14 protein-coding genes are annotated in these 16,951 nt (G+C 36.0%); 4 read left to right on the forward strand and 10 right to left on the reverse strand.

The genetic code is table 11. The features are described 5' to 3' along the window. Positions 1–71 precede the first annotated feature (71 nt). From RCG17_RS00635 to RCG17_RS00645, 3 genes are all read right to left on the reverse strand, one after another. Entirely contained in the window at positions 72–1,703 is a 1,632-nt protein-coding gene (locus tag RCG17_RS00635; RefSeq protein WP_308173384.1) for a P-loop domain-containing protein, read from the reverse strand. Positions 1,704–2,528: 825 nt separating this feature from the next. Next, positions 2,529–3,377 carry a sialate O-acetylesterase gene (locus tag RCG17_RS00640; RefSeq protein WP_308173385.1) on the reverse strand — a complete coding sequence of 283 codons (849 nt, stop codon included), beginning with the start codon at positions 3,375–3,377 and terminating at the stop codon, positions 2,529–2,531. Between the two features lie 203 nt (positions 3,378–3,580). After that, the gene (locus tag RCG17_RS00645; RefSeq protein ID WP_308173386.1) at positions 3,581–4,780 is read right to left on the reverse strand and encodes a class I SAM-dependent rRNA methyltransferase; all 1,200 of its coding nucleotides are present in this window, start codon (positions 4,778–4,780) and stop codon (positions 3,581–3,583) included. Between the two features lie 583 nt (positions 4,781–5,363). Between RCG17_RS00645 and RCG17_RS00650 the strand changes: the two genes are divergently transcribed. Further along, on the forward strand, positions 5,364–5,546 hold the full coding sequence (locus RCG17_RS00650) for a DUF2187 family protein (protein ID WP_308173387.1): 183 nt from the start codon (positions 5,364–5,366) through the stop codon (positions 5,544–5,546). Between the two features lie 241 nt (positions 5,547–5,787). Continuing rightward, positions 5,788–6,588 (forward strand): carbon-nitrogen hydrolase family protein, encoded by an 801-nt coding sequence (locus tag RCG17_RS00655; RefSeq protein WP_308173388.1) that lies wholly within the window; start codon positions 5,788–5,790, stop codon positions 6,586–6,588. Positions 6,589–6,772: 184 nt separating this feature from the next. Here the strand turns inward: RCG17_RS00655 and RCG17_RS00660 are convergent, their stop codons facing one another. The 7 genes from RCG17_RS00660 to RCG17_RS00690 all read right to left on the reverse strand — a co-directional run bounded on the left by RCG17_RS00660 (position 6,773) and on the right by RCG17_RS00690 (position 15,560). Then, complete coding sequence (locus tag RCG17_RS00660) at positions 6,773–7,966, reverse strand: Ger(x)C family spore germination protein (RefSeq protein WP_308173389.1); 1,194 nt, start codon at positions 7,964–7,966, stop codon at positions 6,773–6,775. Beyond that, positions 7,963–9,549, reverse strand: coding sequence for a spore germination protein (locus RCG17_RS00665; protein WP_308173390.1), 1,587 nt, complete (start codon positions 9,547–9,549; stop codon positions 7,963–7,965). The genes RCG17_RS00660 and RCG17_RS00665 overlap by 4 nt, the downstream gene beginning before the upstream one ends. Before the next feature lie 14 nt (positions 9,550–9,563). After that, on the reverse strand, positions 9,564–10,658 hold the full coding sequence (locus RCG17_RS00670; protein ID WP_308173391.1) for a GerAB/ArcD/ProY family transporter: 1,095 nt from the start codon (positions 10,656–10,658) through the stop codon (positions 9,564–9,566). Between the two features lie 519 nt (positions 10,659–11,177). Further along, positions 11,178–11,945, reverse strand: coding sequence for a hypothetical protein (locus tag RCG17_RS00675; protein ID WP_308173392.1), 768 nt, complete (start codon positions 11,943–11,945; stop codon positions 11,178–11,180). Positions 11,946–12,116: 171 nt separating this feature from the next. Next, positions 12,117–13,856 (reverse strand): glycosyl hydrolase family 18 protein, encoded by a 1,740-nt coding sequence (locus tag RCG17_RS00680; protein WP_308173393.1) that lies wholly within the window; start codon positions 13,854–13,856, stop codon positions 12,117–12,119. A 274-nt stretch (positions 13,857–14,130) separates the two neighbouring features. Beyond that, entirely contained in the window at positions 14,131–14,928 is a 798-nt protein-coding gene (gene murI / locus RCG17_RS00685; protein WP_308173394.1) for a glutamate racemase, read from the reverse strand. A gap of 200 nt (positions 14,929–15,128) precedes the next feature. After that, the gene (locus RCG17_RS00690) at positions 15,129–15,560 is read right to left on the reverse strand and encodes a VOC family protein (protein WP_308173395.1); all 432 of its coding nucleotides are present in this window, start codon (positions 15,558–15,560) and stop codon (positions 15,129–15,131) included. A gap of 400 nt (positions 15,561–15,960) precedes the next feature. On the opposite strand from RCG17_RS00690, the gene RCG17_RS00695 reads away from it, so the two are divergent. Both RCG17_RS00695 and RCG17_RS00700 read left to right on the forward strand, forming a co-directional pair. Further along, complete coding sequence (locus tag RCG17_RS00695) at positions 15,961–16,449, forward strand: CBO0543 family protein (RefSeq protein ID WP_308173396.1); 489 nt, start codon at positions 15,961–15,963, stop codon at positions 16,447–16,449. An 11-nt stretch (positions 16,450–16,460) separates the two neighbouring features. Beyond that, positions 16,461–16,937 carry a hypothetical protein gene (locus RCG17_RS00700; protein ID WP_308173397.1) on the forward strand — a complete coding sequence of 159 codons (477 nt, stop codon included), beginning with the start codon at positions 16,461–16,463 and terminating at the stop codon, positions 16,935–16,937. Positions 16,938–16,951 lie beyond the last annotated feature (14 nt).

A 16,951-nucleotide genomic window follows, 5' to 3' on the forward strand; every position in this document is an offset into this window, starting at 1 on the left:
CTTGTTGCTGCAGAATTGCACCCTTTAACTTAACTATTTGATTATCAAGATAATCAATATTTATGTCGTAATTAGAGGTGTTCAGAGGGCTCAAGCTGAATAAAATTCAAATGTTTCATTCGATTTATGACAGCTAATACTTCATTAATTCTAGGCAATTCAAGCCATCTTTCGAAACCTGGAAAAAAGGAGGAAAATACAATATCCACTCCTTCTCTCTCCATATCTTCGAGAGCTTTTTTGATCTTTTCATGAAGAAAGATGACGCAATCTTGATTACTTATAGCTATTTTTCGAATTAAAAAGGCAATAGCTGCTAGCTGAGCATGTGATGTGATATTGTAAAGACCTCTTATGTCAATTTGTTCATCACCTATCATCATGTATCCCATGGGCGAAACCATCAGCTTCTCTGTACCACTGTCCTGTGGATAGCTCGAAAAGTGATCGGTGGTTATTTTTCTTTCTATCTCCCATTTCGTATGTGGGATACGTTCATGTTGTTTGTCGTGTTCACATAAACTTTTTGCTTCCTGGGTTACGTTTTTGGGCACAAAGTTGTCCATCAGGATAATTTGATCGGCAACGGATAAAAATTCACCGCTGCCTCCAATGACAAGAACGGAAGATACGCCAACAGCCTCATAAAGCTCCCTGACACGTTCCGTAAAAGGTGTAATGGGTTCATGCTTGATTAATGAACGCATTTTGCTATCTTGAATCATAAAATTGGTCGCACTTCTGTCTTCATCAATAAGAAGAAGCTTACACCCGAAGTTGATTGCCTCCATAATATTTGCGGCTTGGGAGGTGGAACCTGAGGCGTAGTCAGTCGAAAACTGTTCAGCCGAACTATTGGGTATCCATTTGATGAAAGGCGTAATATTGATATTTCTTACTGAACGGCCTTCCTCTGCAGATATTTCCATTGCACTTTGATCTGTAATCACAAATTCTCGTCCGTCTTCTTTGATGTGATTGTAAATACCAGAATTTAGTGCATCCAGCATTGTGCTTTTGCCCGAATAGCCACCTCCGGTGATGACCGTCACACCCTGTTTTATTCCCATTCCTCGCAAACCACAAATTTCAACTTCAACATCTTCCGGGGATGTAAAAGGCATTGCACCCTCTAGTGGCCCGCTATTGTCTTTATTTCTTGGCAAAATGCTGCCATTCGCAATAAACGCACAATAATCACTGGATTTCAGCCATTTGCGAATCATATTTTGTTTTTTTACCAATTCACAGGCAGCATTCAATTTGATGAGATCAAACTTGGCAATAAACTCCTCCACTTCTTTTGGAAGCATTTTGCAAAGCATTCTTATTGCTTTATCATTATTCTTGAATGGAAGTTGAACTGTAATCATGAAGCATAAATACCATTTTTCCGAGAGGACTTCGACAAAGGATGCATTACGTTTCAACACCACATTGGTTGGATGAAAACAATAAAAAGCACCATTTTCTTTATCAGAACGTGACCGGTTATAAATCAATTCGTTTAATGCATCAATATGATTAACCCATTCTCTAAATGCAAAATCTGAGAGAACAACTTGATCTATATGTTCATCTAAGCCGAGACGGTCAAAAGGTATTTTTATGGTGATACATGGTTTATCCTGTGTGAGTTTATGTGTCCGTTCAATGTAATAGGCGACATCATTATTCCAATAGATTGGGTCTTCATAAATCATACTGTAAGATGACTGTCCGGATTGTAATGAGCGAAAATATTGAGCTAGTCTTTTAATAAAATATCATCCTTTCATATTTGGAAAGCAGTGAATAACGGGAAAATCTACAAAAGTTGAAACGACATCTCAAGAAGGGGGCCCTTTATCCTTTGGAACAAGGTAACGACGAAACGGATCGATCCCTAATCTCCAGCTTTGAGCCTGCCCTAACATAAACCGGCACTGTTTGAAATTTTCAGTGTAAAATGAATGCCATCCTAAGTAATTAAAGTTCATTGCATATTCCCCCTAATAGAGCACAGATCAATTTATAAGAAAAAGGATTAAACCCTAACCAATTTCAAAGTAAAACCACTATTGTTACCTTGACCAACCTTTTGTCCTAAAAAAAATAACAGCCACTCCATAAGTGGCTGTCATAATCGGCAAGAACGCTTAAACGTTCCTTCTGCCTAAAAATAAAAGCTCTGAGAGTGAATTCTACCCTCAGAGCCTAATTAATATATATTCGTAAAAAAATAACTAAATAGCAATATGAGGATAAGACGTATATTTTTTTGTTAACATTATCCTCACCTCATTACGATTTATTTTTAAAGCAACACAATCATAACATTAATTTAACCATTTGAAAAGAAATGCATCGTGTCCTATTTTTTTACAAAAAATTAATAACTTTTTGTGACCGACAACCCTGATTTCACGCAGTTTCCTCAACTTTCTAAGCGGTAACTTTCCAAATTCTTGTTAAAGCTATTTCAAAGAGAAGGTAAAAAATGGGGAAGAATCCTTGTTTAGCAAGGGTTCTTCCCCACTTGTTTTACTTTACTTACTTCCATTAATATTAGAGATATTAATAGAAAACTCCTCAAAACTCAATTGTCCTAAGGCAAACTTCGTACTTTGAACAAATATACGTTCATTTTTAGTTAGTTCACGTTTTGCCACCTTTTCAATCCATTCATGCTCTATGTCCAAAATATCTAAAACATGCTTTTGTTTTGAAAAAGCTTCATAGTATCTTAATCCAAATTTTCTTTGGGAGATCGCATCAATATGAATGCCATCTGGATTTGCTGTTAAGCCTTTTGATGTTACAAAATAGCAATTTTTATCGGTATGAGCAACTTTAGATAATATCTGGTTTATTTGTTTATATTCTACAGCGCTTTTTCCAAATCCGACCTCTCCAAGGTAATGACCCAACTCACCGATCATAATCGGTATTTCTGGTACATTCAATTCTTCTCTCAAGTGCTTAAATAATGAAAGCAATTTATCTTCATACGTCTTATAACGTTCTCCGTAACTGTCGCTTTCTCCTTGATGCCACAGAATTCCCACTATTTCACTTGTTTCCATAGCGAATTTTGCTTCAGAAATCGCATGTCTTGTTAATTGTCCATCAATTGTCCACTCATCAATAGAGCTTCCTCCCTCGGCACATGTTATTACCCCAATGTACTCGCCCGGATGATCCTCTGTCCAAGCCTGTGCAAAAGAGGCTGCCTGCCCAACACCAGATACGTGACGATCAAAATTAAGTGGTTCCGCCATCATTTGCCATCTACCGTTTCGCAACATTTTTATGTGCTCATTATAAATCGGCGGTACATCCTCAATAAATCCTCTGCCTGCCATATTTGATTGTCCGATTAATAATATAGATTTCATAGAAAAACCTTCTTTCTTTGTTTGCCAAGGTCTGATTAGACTAAATAGAATTAAGAGTATAGCTTCATTAGACTTTTTTTGTCAAGTCGATATTGTCTTTATTCAACTAAATGGCCTATTTACTGAATAAGAAACAATAATAAATTAAAAAGCAACTATGGAAATTTCACCATACTTGCTTTCCTGGATTGATATCACTTGCCTTAATCTTTCGGCAAATTCTTTATAAACACAACCTTAAGATAGTTGCCTTCAGGGAATTCCTTTATTGATTTAAAGTCTTTGGGAAGGGAAAATTCTTCAACTAGCTGATATTTTCTGTTGGTTTCCTTAAATGCCTGATCAATAAAACTTTTAAATTTATTCATATTAAAAGCGCTTGAATTGGTGGACGCTACAATGATCCCCTGATCTTTTGTAATAGCAATAGCTTCCTTTAAAAGATTTTTGTAGTCCTTTTCAGCGCTAAATACGATTTTTTTAGACCTTGCGAAGCTTGGTGGGTCGAGTATGACCATATCGAAGCTTAGCTGATGTTTTACCGCATACTTAAAGTAATGGAATACATCTTCAACAATGATATCCTGTGATTCAATATCTAGATTGTTCAAACGAAACTGCTCAATGGTCTTGCTCAAGCTTCTATTGGCTAAATCCACACTTGTCGTTTTAGCGCCTCCTAAGGCAGCAAACACCGAAAATGCTCCTGTGTATGAAAAGGTGTTTAGTACATTTTTTCCGTCCGCATATGCATCCCTAATTCTTTTTCTTACATCTCTTTGATCTAAAAACACACCGACCATCGCACTTTCATTTAAGTAAACTGCAAAGTTTACTCCATTTTCTTTCACGATAAGCGGGAATGTTCCTCTTTCTCCAATTACAAAATCATCATCTTCAATATATTTCCCGTTAGCATCAAATCTTTTCTTTTGATAAATTCCTTTAAAATCATCCAATTCTTTCAGGGCATTTATAATATAATCCCGAAAGTTGTAAATTCCTATGTTGTACCAGTTGATTAAATAGTAGCCAGCAAAATAGTCAATGGTTAATCCGCCTAAGCCATCGCCCTCGCCATTCACTATTCTGAAGGCATTGGTATCCGCACTATTAAAGAATGGCTCTCGATATTTAAACGCATCCTTCATTTTATTCGAAAAAAACCTTTGGTCGATCTGTTCATTTTCGTTTCTGCTAAGAACCCATCCATAACCTTTATTTTGTTTACCAAAATAACCTTTTGCTATGAAGTTTTTCTTTTCATCAACGAGCCGGATAATGGTTCCTTCTTCAGCAGCTTCGTTCAAGTTAAATATGGCTTCCTTTGATATGAGCGGATAACCGCTTTTATATTTATTTACAAACTTGCTCTTTACCTTTAAAGTGACTTCTGTTTTCATCTTATCATCCTATGTAAAAATTTTTTAATAAAAAGGTGGAGTGGAGATCTAAATTTCCGCATTTACTTATGATTCGGTTCACCATACTTAATATTTAACTGTTCAATAAATATAGCATATACTGGCCCAAATTTGGAAGACTGCTCTTGAGGACAATTAACCTTGTATTAATGTTATGATCAAAAAAAGGGAGACTCGTTTTAATGGATTGAGTCCCCTGCTTATTCGATCTTATTTAATTTGTATTAACTGTAATTATTGCTATTGCCTTCCTATCGTTTAGACACTGTGTTTTACAGAATTGATGGTATCTTTTTTCTTTGGATTTTGCCTTATTTAGAGTAGTTAATCGGAATTTCTTCGCTTATCTCTGCTTCTTAGCTTTCTCAATAGTACACTAGTCAGAAATTCTCCGCCTATGAATTATCATACCTACACGAAGATCCCAATGAATAATATCAGAACAATGATAAAACGATCTTTTCCCTTTCCGTTGCACTATCGCAATCATTGCAGCTTGTATTTTCATTTCTCCTGAATTTTTTTATATTTGCTGAAAATAATAAGTGTCGGGGGTGATAAAATGGCAAATGCTAATATTGGGGACAATATTTCTTTTAAGCGTGATGGAAAAAGCTATAAAGGAACTGTTACTGTTGTTAGAGAAAATTCTGTTATTGTTGAATACGGATACAACAAGGAAAAAGGCGAACCACTTGCAACCATAGTCAATCATAAAAATTATAAAATTACTAACGCCATTTAATGAAAAAAGTAAACATAAAGAAATCCAGCCACAATAAAGTGTGAATTGATGAGCTCACTCTACGTAGTAGAGGAGCTTAATTTTATTAATCATCATCTATTATTTCTCTGTAATAAAGTTTACATATATAGTAAAATTTTCATTAAATAGACTAATAGAGCACATTCATAGTAGATAACGAAGACAAAAAAATTTAATTCTAATAAACTCAAAAAAATTTTATATTTTTGGAGGTACTTGAATGAAAGTTGCTGTGTCTCAACTAAAATCAAGTTCGGATAAACAGGTTAATTTACTGAAAGCAAAAGAGTATATTAAAAAGGCAAAAGATCTGGGTGCAGATTTTGTTTTGCTGCCTGAAATGTATATGGCTTTTCTCCATCCAAAATTAGGTCCAAGCAGATATGCGGAAGTTGCAGAACCATTGGACGGTCCTTTTGTAAGCGCCCTGGCTGAATGTGCGAAAGAAAACCAAGTATATGTGATTTGCGGAATATACGAATCCGAGCCTGGTGAAAGCAACAGAGTGTATAACACAACGGTTTTCCTTGGACGTAATGGTGAATTGCTCCAGTCCTACCACAAAACGCATTTATACGATGCTTTTAACTATAAAGAATCTGATTCGATCATCCCTGGGAAGGTTCCTCAAGATATTATTGAAACTGAATTCGGCAAAGTGGGATTGATGGTTTGTTATGAGATCAGATTTCCAGAGATTAGCAGACGGCTAGCTATGAAAGGTGCAGATTTTCTTTTTATTCCGGCGGCTTGGGTAGACGGAGTAATGAAAGAAGAGCATTGGAAAACGCTTCTTCGTGCTAGAGCCATTGAAAATACGGTTTACGTGTTTGCTGCTGATCAAATTGGAAATAATTTTTCAGGACAAAGTATGATCATTGATCCTATGGGTGTTGTAAAGGCTAATGCCGGTGAAGAAGAAACGATCATACTATCTGAAATCGATCTTGAAAGAATTAAATGCGTTCGTGAAAAGCTGCCTAGTGTAGCTGACAGACGAGTGGAATTTTATGATATGTAGAGAGAAACAAATGACAGTGCCATGCCTTATCTTAAGCGCTGCGGATATCGACCATAAAAAAGGCGAGTAGTACCCTGCCCGCCTTTTAAAAGGTTCAGGAGAACCCTTTTTCCTTCCTATTTGCATAGCAATTTGAAAGACCTCTTCTTTTTTTACTTTTATACTGTAGATGCGACTATAGGTGTTAGTGTTCACCAACTGAAGTTAGACTCTTCGTTCGAATTCCTGTTCTTTTAATACGGACATTTACATCTATATTCACATGTGCATCTTTAAAATAGTTATTCCAATTTTTCTTTACTCTTTTATAACTTGGATAATCTTGATGATGCAGGACTTCGCCAAAACCGAAAATATCTGCTTGATATTTTTTTTGAACCTTTTGAATTGTTGCTGCTAGTTGATGTTTGATTTCCTTTTCCGTCAACCTTTCAATCTTCATGTAGGTACTAATTTGTTCTAAATCATCCTTGCATTGCATTCCATCTATATACGCTTCATCATCTACTTTTAAGTGGACAACTGCCCTATTTTTCATCATCCTCACTTTGGTATTTGTATTAGAACCAAAAATTCGAATGCCTACAAATTTGTTTTTAGCACAAGGGATAGATACGGCTGTGTGGACAAGTTTATTTTGAGTCATAAGGAAGTTACGTATATCTTCTAAGGACAAAAAACCTTTCAGTTTATCTTTTTTAAACAAGGCTAACGAATCAGCAACCACTATTGCATCAGGTGCAACCTTTTTCATATTGTCTACACTTCCGCCCTTTTCAGGAATTCCTTTAACCTTCACAGCCTCCAAAACAGGTTCTCTTCCAGGAGAAGTCCACGTTTTGATGACATCATCTAATCGTACATTCGGATCCCCTCCCCAGTTTTGCACAAATGTCTGTAGCTGCGTATGGAGTTTTAATGTCGATGCTTTTTGAAATGGATACGTTATTTTCAAAACATCCGCCGCTTTGACACCACGAGAAACCAAAAGGTTAAAATCCCCTCTGATTTCACGATTTCTATCCAAAAAATCCAAAAAATCTAATATCCCTTCTCTTGCCACTTTTTCATCAATGACCAATGTCCTCATATGAGAATAGATTAATCGCTTTGAAACCCCTACATTCATTTTTTGGGCCAGTTCGGATACTGTATTGCCTTCAAGCGTAAAGGCAAGTGAAGGAGCATTGCCTGCTTGTGTTTTGGTCGTTAATTCTTTTGAGTTAATTACTTCGACCGTTAAATCGAATTTCGCTTTCTTTCCCTTATCCAATGCTATGCCTGTTACGAGGGATATGTCTGCTAATTCCTGCTGATCCCAACAGCCCATTAATACAAACGCACATAAAAAAAAGCCAATCAAACATTTTAAGTTCACTTAGCATCTCCACCTTCCATCGGAGGGGGTGATGGGTTGGATTCAGAAAACACCTTTCTATCTTGTTCGGTTTTTAAATAAGTGGGTCTTTTAGTTAATGCCCAAAAAGGAAATCTAAATAAAACATCCTTTTGGTCTTCGATGATAAATGGAGCAACTGGAGCTAAATAGGGCACACCGAAAGAGCGAAGTGCACTTAAGTGTGCCACCATTAAAACCAGCATAATGATGACCCCATAAAACCCCAAAACAGATGATGCAAAAATAAGGATGAAACGGATTAACCTGGAAGCTGATGCAAAGGTATAGTTGGGAGCGACAAAATTAGCGATGGCCGTGATAGCTACCACAATAATCATGATATTTGAAATAATTCCAGCTTCTGCAGCAGCTTGCCCAATTACTAAAGCTCCCACAATGGAAACCATCTGCCCAACTACTTTTGGCATTCTGACACCTGCTTCCCTTAAAATTTCAAACGTTATTTCCATGATTAACACTTCTACAACTGCAGGAAATGGCACTCCCTCCCTTTGGGCGATCACGCTTATTAATAAAGATGTCGGCACTAGTTCTTGGTGGAACGTTAATAAACTAATATAAACAGAAGGAGTAAGTAACGCAATCATAAATGATAAATAACGGATAAAACGTAAGAAGGAGCCTAAAAAGAAATTTTGATAATAATCTTCAGAACTGGTAAAAAAGTTCACTAATACAGCAGGTACAATCAAAGCAAAAGGTGTCCCATCGGTCAATATAACAATTTTCCCGTCTATTAAATTTGCCGCTACTGTATCAGGTCGTTCGGTGTTTAATGCTAAAGGAAAAAAGGTAAAGCTTTTATCAGAAATTAACTCTTCAACATTTCCCGACTCAAATACGCCACTTACGTTAATTCGATTTAGACGGTCTCGTACTTCTTGGATGGTGGCCTCGTTGGCAATCCCTTTTATAAATCCGATATAAACGGTCGTTTGAGTTGTTTTTCCAATGCGAAAGGATTCAAAATGTAAATTTTTACTCCGAAGCCTTTTTCGAATTAAACTCATATTGGTAGATAATGATTCAATAAATCCATCTTTTGGGCCTCTGATAACTGTTTGTGTAGTCGGCTCCGTTACAGACCTTTTTTCAGCATTCTCCATGTTAATCGAAATCGCCTGGTCTAACTGGTTTATGACCATTACAACGCTGCCATTTACAATTTCCTGATAGATTTCTTCTGTACTGGTAAATTGTTTACATGCTACTCCGCCGAAAGCGTCTTTGCACGCATCGCTCCATGCTTGTACTGCGTTTTCGTTTTCAATGGGTTTTATATCTTGTGATAATAATTTGGAAGTCCCTTCTTTCATGGACTTATGATCAATCATGCTTTCTAAATAAAAAAAACAAAGTTCATGATGAAACGATTTTCCTTCTACCGCTTTCAGATCAGGAGAGTTTCCAAGTGTAGCCATTACCTTTTCTTTTATTTCTTCTAATGAATAATTCGAGATGTCCTGGACATCTCTCGTTATTTCCTCATCTCGAAAGATCAATTTATTTCGTAATTTTCGTTTGGATTTAAATAGGTTCAAAGTTCCACCTCATTTCAAGAACTTGTTTTTCTTTGTTTCCAAAGCAAGACAAGAAATAGCAGGATGGGGAAGCAAAATTGTAGGGGGAGATGCAGATAAATTGGAACCATTTGCAACCCTTCTTTAATGTGGTCAGCAAAATCAATCGAAACCCAAATAGAAAAAGCAGAGATGAGCATACAAACGGGTAGGACAAAATAACGATAAGGCAAATGACATATATGTTCCAAACCCTTTAAACCTGCAAATAAATACACACTTCCTTTTACTAAAACTCCTAACAGGATAATGAATACAACAAGTGCATCCACTCTTTCTATGAAGTTGGCTATGGAAATGTTTCGGGCAGCACTCAACAAAGGAAAGTTACTACGCTGTATGGCATCTACGTCGATTGAAATGATTTGCATGATTTTTGAAACGGTCATTAGAAAAGTAGCGGTCGCTACTCCTATAAGGGAAATACGTAAACGATGGTTTGTATTTGTCAAATTCGACAGGATGACGGTAAAGACAACAAGCTCCCCAAAAGGGAAAAATATCAGTTGGGTAAAGGAGGTTTTCAAAATGGGCATAATGCCTCCTCCAAGAAAGGGGCGAATTTGTTCTAAATGAATCGTTCCACTTGCAAATAAAAAAATGACGAGGAGAAAAATAAAACCCAAAAGATAAGGTGTAAATACTTCGGATGTCCTGGCCAATATCTCAATCCCAAGGTAAACAATAAATCCCATGACTAATGAAAACGTGATGGCGAACACTTCTGTCGGTGTATTTGGCATAAGAGCAGAGCTCATCAATTCTTCAAAATCCCGCAATACCCTACACGATATATAAATGAAATACACAACATATATGAAAGAAAGGATAATGGAAATTTTTCTTCCCAAACAAAATTCCATAATTTCAAATATATTTTTCCCTGGCAACCGTTTCAATAATTGAATATAAAACCAAATAATCCCTGAACCAATCAAACCTCCCAGCAGGATGGAAATCCATGCGTCATTTTTAGCATCATTCGCAATTCCAATCACAATACTGCTGCCTAATAGAAAATTAACGATTAATGCAAGTAGTTGATTGAGTGAAATGTTTTCTTTAGTCATGATGATCAAGGTTCCCCTTTGTTTATTTTCTTTTTCTTTTCTCTATAAATACGGAAGTCTAAAACGACACTTGAACTCAATCCCACAAATAAAACTATAAAAATGACTACCGTATTAGAAGGAAGTTCCATATAAGAGATATTTTTCATTGCTTGAAAAAAAGAAATATTAAAAAGCTTTCTATCAAAGAAACTCAATAATCCATATAAAGACGCAAACAATAAGAGATAAAGTAGAGAAATCAAAGTAAAACATCCTCATATTTGATGTATTCTTAGGTTGCCAAAATTATCCTATATTATCCAGCTCATTTTTTATTAGATAGCCATTTAGGCATTTAATATAAGCAGAAATGTAATAAAACCCCAGCATTATTTCAACTGGGGTTTCTTCACTCTTCTCTCAAATTGATAATGTAACCATTCCTCAATGATCTTACAAAAACTAGATGTGTATAGAACAAGTTTCTTATAGTCTTATCCTTTTAGAATAATAGGAAACATACCTCTTTCATTATTACTATTGCTTCCACAATTCCTCTGTCTTAATCACTTTGTAATTTGTATTCTGAACCGTATATCTCACAGTTGGATTATTGGGATATGACGCATTTCCATCGAAGCTCGTGATTACTGTTGTTTCGTCATTTTTAACAAATTGCTCATAGCTTCCACCAGCACCACTGATATTAGTAAAGTGTAACGTTATCATATTATTGGAAGTGCCATCCTTTACTATACTCCACAAATCCCTTCTGTAATTATCCCATGCTATTTCTTTAGAAATCTCATTATCAGAATTCTTATAAGTATTCTCCCAAAAGGCAATGACTTCATCCATACTTCCCCATACATTATGCTGAAGCGAAAATTCAATAATTTGTCCATTTGGAACCGTACCATCAGCTAGGTATTTGTCATAAGCCTCATTTTCAGCAGTAATACCTTCAAGATTACTGCCATTTCTTTTCAACAACAAAGCGTGTTCCTTGCCTTTATTATTTTTTATCGTCACAATAGTATACCCTTTAGAATCTTTATTTTCTGCGACCACATAAGAAAAATTATTCACGTAATTTACTACTAATTCACCGCTCTTAAAGTACCAAGTACTACTTACCCCATCCTCTTTTCCCGTTGCCCTCCAAATACCAGCAACATTCTCACTTGCCTTTGATACTTCTGAAGATGTAGAACCCTCAGATTGTGATGTCGTTTCTGCCGTTTCAACTTTTTTATTCGAATTTTCTATTGAAGTTTTGGATGATTCATCAGATGTTTTCCACATCCAGAAAGAACTACTCCAAGTCCAACCAATACTACACCTTAATTTTACCACCAATTTCCATTTGCAACGATGTTTCCTTTGTCCAAAATACGAAAAGGGCGCAATCATCTTTCGATCATTGCGCCCTTTAATGGAATAGGAAAAAGTCTTCTGTTTCAAGGTTTAAAATCCTTACTCTAAATCATGATAAATTTTTGCAATTAATTCCTTATTGGGATCTTGGCTGAGTTCCCACATCATCGCTCCACCCAGACCCATTGATTTGATAAATTCGGTTTTATACCCGATTGATTCGGGATCATCGTAGCTGACAAATTCAGTTCCGTTAAAGAGCCATGGAACCTTGGAGTTAGAATCCCAATAACGAGTAAATCCCTTTTGGTTCAGATCGTTTGCAACGATGTTTCCGTAGCCAACCGCGGTCCCTCCCCCGTTAAAAGGCTGATACAGGCCATTATTCTGATTATTTACCTGCTTATAGACACGGCCGTATAAAGGCATTCCTAAGACCAGTTTATTGGCAGGTACTCCATGACGGAGATCAGTTTGAACCGCATTCTGTACACTCTCGTCCGAACCAAATCCAGAATGAGGGTCCTGATACAATGGAGCATCCATTCCGGTCATTTTATCCCAGGAACCATGGATATCATAAGCCATCAATCCAATAGAATCTACATACTGTTGAATCAAATTCAGCTCTGTATCGTTTGCAAATCCTTCTCCGACACCGCCGGTAATCGTCAACAAATAGGCTTTTCCATCCTTTGCACTTTGAGCATTAAAGGTTTCTCTGATTTTTTGAATCAATAAAGTATAATTCTGCTTATCCTCTGGGCGTTTGCTATTTCCAGGTTTCCCGCCTGCCACCGGGTATTCCCAATCCAAATCGACTCCATTGAAGCCATGTTTTAATATAAACTGCAGACAGCTATTGGCAAAGATGGTCCTCGATTGATCAGTTAAAGCAATATCTGAAAACCTAGCTGACCCGTCCCAGCCTCCAACAGAAATGACCGTTTTTAAATTTGGATTTTTCTGCTTCAATTTCGTTAATTGAGAGTAGTTTTTCCCATCTACGGCCGAATCTTCCATTGCGATTTTTCCGTCTGATGAAATACTCGCAAATGCGTAATCTAATTGAGTGAGCATGCTGGCATCAATGTTGGAAACCTGGAAATTGGAATAGGCAGACCAGCCTGTATAATATCCGATTCTCTTGTATTGTTCGGAGGCAACTGAATTTTTTACAGCAACAGTTCTGGTAACCTCTGAAACTCGATTAGCTGAATCATATACAACTACTTTTAATTTTTGCTCTCCTTCCGATACCCAAGGATTTGTTGCCCAACTCACACGATAGGGTGCTTTGTTAATGGATTTAATTAAATATTTTCCGTCATTGCTATAAAATTCAACCTTGTTTATTGATTTATCATCATGGACCTTTACAGACAAAGTGACTGTCCCACTGATGGTTTTTCTATCATTTCCTATAGGGTAGACCTGAATCTGACTGATCATCGGCTGTTTTGCTACCAATGTTCTAGCCTTTATGGTATTACTTGGAGCTGACAGGTTTCCTCGGGCATCCAGCGCTTTAATATAGAAGTGATACGAAGTACCTGGATGTAAATGCTTCACCGTAAAATGATCAGTTGCCGTTTTCCCAATTACTTTATTATTCTCGTAAACTTCATAATCTTTTACACCAATTGAATCTGTTGATTTATTCCAAGCTAAACTGATACTTTCACTGGTAATTCCGAATGCATGTAAATGAGACGGTGAAGTTGGGGCAGTTCGTCCTTTAATAACGCTGTAAAGAGCTAAACCAACGAGCAAAGTAACGATCGCGATGATGAACTTCTTGATGTTTTTTAGTGACAAAAAGCGATTTTCTGACTTCATTCCCTTTCCCCCGTAAATAAACTAGTTGTTCTTTATTTTAATATAAGGGACCTCACAGATTCAGTGGTAAATAGTAGTATTGCTGAAAAAAAGAAAAAACCATTGCTGAAATGGATTAACGGAATGGGGTTTTGGTGTCACCAGATTAAAGCGTGTTATGTCCTAAGGAACTGACCCCAAAGTATAGTATCTATCAAAGGAACTGGAAAACCAGTCATCGCCTTCTCTAACATCGTTACCGAGGTGAACAGTGACTGTCACTGTTTGCCATTAACTAAACACCCGTTGTTAAAGAACTTATCCTGTCTAACATTACAAGCAACTCATGATAATTTGATAAGGTATCTTTATCTTCAACTTTTAAACTAGATTTAAAAAATAAAATATCTCCTGTTCCATCGTTCATTTGATTCCTTGCTTCGAGAACCCGTTTTAAGTTCTTTGCAGTTCCGATACTTCCAGAAATAATGTCAACATCTTCAGGAAATATTTTCTTAATACTATTTTCAAAATATGGAAAATGCGTACATCCAAGAACAATCGTGCCGTATTGGTTTAATTCATACGAAGATAGTTTTTCTTTTAAATATGGTACAACTTTCTCTTCTCTAAACTCAAAATTCTCTGCGAATTCTACAAGTCCCGGAAGTGCCAAACTTTCAACAATATCGTGATGGTCTATACTTTTCACAAGGTTATGAAATTTTTCCTCTCTGAGAGTCAAATTAGTTGCCAATACCAATACTTTTTTACGTTTTCCCTCACAGCTTTGAACAGCAGGTTTTACGGCTGGTTCAATACCTAAAATAGGGAAATCATACCTTTGGCGAAGGTCATCTACTGCAATACTGGTTGCAGTATTACATGCAATGACTAATGCTTTGATTCCTTGATTAGCCATAAAGTCAACTGCATTAAATATATATTCTCTTACCTCTTCTTTTGTTTTTTCACCATAAGGAACGTGTAAGGTATCTGCATAAAATATGTAATCTTCATTCGGTAATAACCTCAATGCTTGATGAAGTACAGTCATTCCACCTATGCCAGAATCAAAAAAACCTATTCTCACTACTTTCACTCTTCTTTTCAATTAATTTTATAAACCTATTTAATGCGAACAGTGACCGTCACCGTTCGCCGCTGAATACTAACATTTCAAAATACAACTGCTTTTGTCGGACTTAGAACTGGATTATGAATGCCCATTACATCATCAGATAGAAAGAGACTAGCCTTTTTGACTTAAATTCAAATCAAAGGTTGATTTTGTTAAAATGAAATCATTGCACCTCTTTCATCAAAAATTGCTGTTGGATTCCAAGCAACTTCCCAAAGATTGTTTTCAGGGTCAGCAAAATAAGCTGTTCTTCCTCCCCAAAAAGCATCGCTAGGTTCTCTTAGTATTTTTCCGCCTGCAATTCTAATTTCCTCAATTGTTACATCTACCTCTTCTGGTTTGTCAACATTTATTGCAAAGGATACACCACGATAGTTTTCAAAATTATGAGTAATTTGTACTCCCGCATCTTCTGCTAATTCATTAATAGGAAATAAAGTTAAGATAACACCTGCTGTTTTAAAAACAGCATAACGATCTGAACTTATTTCTGATTCCTCCCAACCTAAACTTTTATAAAATGAACGCAGAATTCGTAAGTTCAAAGCCCCAATTGTTATTAAGCTAACCCTTTGCATGACCATATTAAAATTCCTCCAATACTTTAATAAATTGGTATATTCCTCAAATGTATGTCTAATTCCTCTTCTATAAGTAACAATTGAATAAGAAATTGGATTGCGATAAGCAACCCCACAGTTCAACTAAAACAAACAAATGAGGAAGGACAATGATTATGTTTTCCAGGAAGTAAAGTATTGAAAACCAACGAATGTTTATTGAATCTGAAATTAAACGATATAATAACTTACCTGATTGGAAAAGTAAACCCATCTTTTGTATATATATCAAGGTTCTTTTAACGTCGCTTGCACCTTTATATAAATACCACCATATATAGGAATATTTTCAAAAATGTTATACAGAATAATATTTAGGTAGTTGTAGCCGTATGGCTTTTTACACATGAAAGGGTGTTCAATAATGGAAAAAAAGTTGTTGAATTTGGTTCTTGCAATGAGTATGGTTTCACTTCCATTTTTATTTAGGGGATCAAAAATGAGGGAAAATTTAGTTATCTTTTTCTCAAAAGGAGTTCTTGCTACTTTGGTTGATGCTTATGTTGTTGGGAGAAAAAAAATGGCATATCCAGTCCGCCCTTTCCCAAAAATTTTTAAAACAAATATCCTTTATGACATGCTGTTTTTTCCGGTTTTAAGTGTTATCTGGGTTAGGATGTCATATAACGATAGTTTAGGAAAAATCCTATTGAAAAGTTTGATTTTTAGTGTTCCCATGAGTATTGGGCAATGGTATTTTGAAAGGAACTCAAGACTTTTCAAATGGAAAAAATGGACACCATTACATACCTTCGGAAGTGTAAGTTTTACCTTGTTTATTATTAGAGGTTTCGTTGGGTTAATAAAAAAATTAGATAAATTAAAGGGTAATCAAAATATAACCGAGTTATAAAGGCTGATATTATGAATAAAACGCATAAGTTAGAGACAATTCTTTGGAGTATTGCATTTCCTGGTTTTGGACAACTATTAAATGGTCATCTCATAAAGGGATTTGTTTTTATACTTTTAGAATTCGTCATTAATGTAAACAGCTCATTTAACAATGCTATCATGTTAAGTTTTCTTGGGAAGATTACAGAGGCTTCTAAAGTGGTTGATCACCAATGGCTTATGTTTTATCCATGTGTATATATGTATGCCATGTATGATGCTTATAAGTTTGCAGAAGGTAAAAATCCACGCTTATCGTTTGTCCCCTTTGCATTTGGAGCCTATTTTGTCACAATAGGTCTTATGTACTCTCCAAAGGTATTTTTCGGTATATCATTTGGTCCCATATGGCTTCCAATGTTGTTTTTGATTCCAGGGATAGGGATTGGCTTTATTATTCGTTATTTTTTGATAAAACTTACTATTAAACCCAACAACGGAGGATGATCTGCCTAAGATAA

The organism is Neobacillus sp. PS3-12 (assembly GCF_030915385.1).
GTDB lineage: Bacteria > Bacillota > Bacilli > Bacillales > Cytobacillaceae > JAEVLT01.

Excerpts from the sequence above, each read along its gene's own strand:
- RCG17_RS00635 (WP_308173384.1), bottom strand. The coding sequence starts at position 1,703 with ATGATTTATGAAGACCCAATCTATTGGAATAATGATGTCGCCTATTAC.
- RCG17_RS00640 (WP_308173385.1), bottom strand. The coding sequence starts at position 3,377 with ATGAAATCTATATTATTAATCGGACAATCAAATATGGCAGGCAGAGGA.
- RCG17_RS00645 (WP_308173386.1), bottom strand. The coding sequence starts at position 4,780 with ATGAAAACAGAAGTCACTTTAAAGGTAAAGAGCAAGTTTGTAAATAAA.
- RCG17_RS00650 (WP_308173387.1), top strand. The coding sequence starts at position 5,364 with ATGGCAAATGCTAATATTGGGGACAATATTTCTTTTAAGCGTGATGGA.
- RCG17_RS00655 (WP_308173388.1), top strand. The coding sequence starts at position 5,788 with ATGAAAGTTGCTGTGTCTCAACTAAAATCAAGTTCGGATAAACAGGTT.
- RCG17_RS00670 (WP_308173391.1), bottom strand. The coding sequence starts at position 10,658 with ATGACTAAAGAAAACATTTCACTCAATCAACTACTTGCATTAATCGTT.
- RCG17_RS00675 (WP_308173392.1), bottom strand. The coding sequence starts at position 11,945 with ATGTGGAAAACATCTGATGAATCATCCAAAACTTCAATAGAAAATTCG.
- RCG17_RS00680 (WP_308173393.1), bottom strand. The coding sequence starts at position 13,856 with ATGAAGTCAGAAAATCGCTTTTTGTCACTAAAAAACATCAAGAAGTTC.
- RCG17_RS00690 (WP_308173395.1), bottom strand. The coding sequence starts at position 15,560 with ATGGTCATGCAAAGGGTTAGCTTAATAACAATTGGGGCTTTGAACTTA.
- RCG17_RS00695 (WP_308173396.1), top strand. The coding sequence starts at position 15,961 with ATGGAAAAAAAGTTGTTGAATTTGGTTCTTGCAATGAGTATGGTTTCA.
- RCG17_RS00700 (WP_308173397.1), top strand. The coding sequence starts at position 16,461 with ATGAATAAAACGCATAAGTTAGAGACAATTCTTTGGAGTATTGCATTT.